Genomic DNA, 2,204 nt, shown 5'->3' with positions numbered 1-2,204 from the left:
TCTGGCGGCTGCGCCATTATCTGCGTCCGCACGCCGTGGAGTTCAGCTGGCTGATGCTCGCCGGGCTCGCCGCCACCGCCGCGGGCATCGCCGTGCCGCTACTGGCACAGCGGGTGGTCGACGGGCCGGTGGCCGAGCGGGACTTGGCCGGGCTGTTCCAGCTGGCCGGGCTCGCACTGCTGCTCGGCCTGGCCGAGGCTCTGCTGATCTTCATCCGGCGGTGGGTGCAGTCGTCGTCCTCGGTGGCCATGGAGGCGACCATCCGCGACGACGTCTACGCCCACCTGCAACGGCTGCCACCCAGCTTCCACGACCGGTGGCCCTCCGGTCAGCTGCTGTCCCGGATCACCAGCGACCTGTCGGTGCTGCGCCGGTTCCTCTCCTTCGGCCTGTTCTTCCTCGTCCTCAACCTGGTCACCTACCTGGGCGTGGTGGTGCTGCTGATCCGGCTGCACCCGGCGCTGGGCCTGCTGGTGGCGGCCAGCGCGGTGCCGTTGTTCCTGATCGCCCGCCGGTTCGGCCGGCACTACCATGCCGCGTCCCGGCGGATGCAGGACCAGCAGGGCGACGTGGCCACCCTGGTCGAGGAGACCGCGCAGGGGCTGCGCACCATGAAGGCGTACGGGCGGGGACCGCAACTGGCCGCCCGGTTCGCCGCCAGCACCCGGGCGCTGCACGACACCGGGGTCGCCAAGGGGCGACTGCTGGCCCGCACCGCCGCGCGGCTCGACCTGGTGCCCAACCTGACCCTGGGCATCGTGCTGGTGGCCGGTGCCGCGGCGGTCGCCGCTGGGCGGCTCACCGTCGGCCAGCTCGTCGCGTTCGTCAGCCTCCAGCTGATGCTGATCTGGCCGGTGCAGTCGCTGGGCTGGATCATCGCCAACGGGCAGGAGGCGGCCACCGCCGCCGACCGGGTCCAGGAGGTGCTGGACACCGCACCGGCCATCGTCGACGCTCCCGTTACCGTCGCCCTGGCCCGCTCGACGGTACGCGGTCGGCTGCGCTTCGAGGCGGTCACCTTCCGCTACCCGGGCACCACCACGCCGGTGCTGCGCGGCGTCGACCTGACCGTCGAACCCGGCGAGACGCTGGCCGTGGTCGGCGCGACCGGCAGCGGCAAGAGCACCCTGCTGTCCCTGGTGCCCCGGCTGCACGACGTCGGGACGGGTCGGATCACCCTCGACGGGCACGACCTGCGGGACCTGCGGCTGGCGTCGCTGCGCCGGCTGGTCGGGATGGCGTTCGAGGAGCCGACGCTGTTCTCCATGTCGGTCTGGGAGAACCTCACCCTGGGCCGGCCCGACGCCGGCGAGGACGAGGTCCGGGCGGCTCTCGCGCTGGCCCAGGCCGAGTTCGCGTACGACCTGCCGTGGGGCCTGCGTACCCGGCTCGGCGAGCAGGGATTGTCGCTCTCCGGCGGTCAGCGGCAGCGGCTGGCGCTGGCCCGCGCGGTGCTCGTCCGGCCCGCGGTGCTCGTCCTCGACGATCCGCTGTCCGCGCTCGACGTGCACACCGAGGCGGCGGTGGAGTCGGCGTTGAAGCGGGTGCTGCGGAACATGACCGCCCTGCTGGTGGTGCACCGGCCGTCCACCATCGCCCTCGCCGACCGGGTCGCGCTGTTGGAGGACGGCCGGATCTCCGCCGTCGGCCCGCACGCCGAACTGCTGGCCACCGTGCCGGCGTACCGCGCGGTGCTCTCGGCCGAGCCGGTCGCTGTGCCGCATCCTCGGCTGCCGGCCGACCCGGCGACCGGCGGTTTCCCGCTGGTGCGCTCATGACCGCCGGGACGGCCGGCGACGGCTCCAGTCCGGCCCACCGAGCGCCCGGAACGGGCTCCGACCCGGCCTACTGGCGGGGAGTCGCCCCCGACCCGCACGCCGATCGCAGTCTCGCCGAGGATGCCAGCCCTGAGGCGGTGGCCCGGCTGCGGGCCCGCAGCCGGGTGCTGTTGAACGACGTGCTGCGCCCGCACCGCGCCCGGTTGGGTGCCGCGGTCGCGCTGCTGCTCACCCAGAACGCCGCGGCCATGTCCGGGCCGTACCTGGTCATGCTGGGCATCGACCGGGCGATCGAGCCGCTGCGGGCCGGCCGGCCCGGCCCGCTGATCGCCGTCGCCGTGTCGTTCGCCGCCGCGGCCGGAATCGAGTACGCGGCCCGGCGTGGCTTCCTCACCCTCTCCGCCCGGATCGGCCAGGCCGTCCTGC

General features: G+C 74.2%; 1 protein-coding gene and 1 pseudogene. Both read left to right on the top strand.

What is annotated here, in order from left to right:
* Positions 1 to 1,778: ABC transporter ATP-binding protein (locus AB0M52_RS33405; RefSeq protein ID WP_363961838.1), on the top strand; the 1,778-nt coding region annotated here is incomplete at its 5' end.
* Positions 1,775 to 2,204: pseudogene (locus tag AB0M52_RS33400) on the top strand (ABC transporter ATP-binding protein); the annotation flags it as partial. The gene AB0M52_RS33405 and the pseudogene AB0M52_RS33400, both read left to right, overlap by 4 nt.

The sequence above is a fragment of the Micromonospora sp. NPDC051296 genome (genome assembly GCF_040682255.1).
Classification (GTDB): domain Bacteria; phylum Actinomycetota; class Actinomycetes; order Mycobacteriales; family Micromonosporaceae; genus Micromonospora; species Micromonospora craterilacus.
This window is presented reverse-complemented; position numbering and strand designations above follow the sequence as displayed.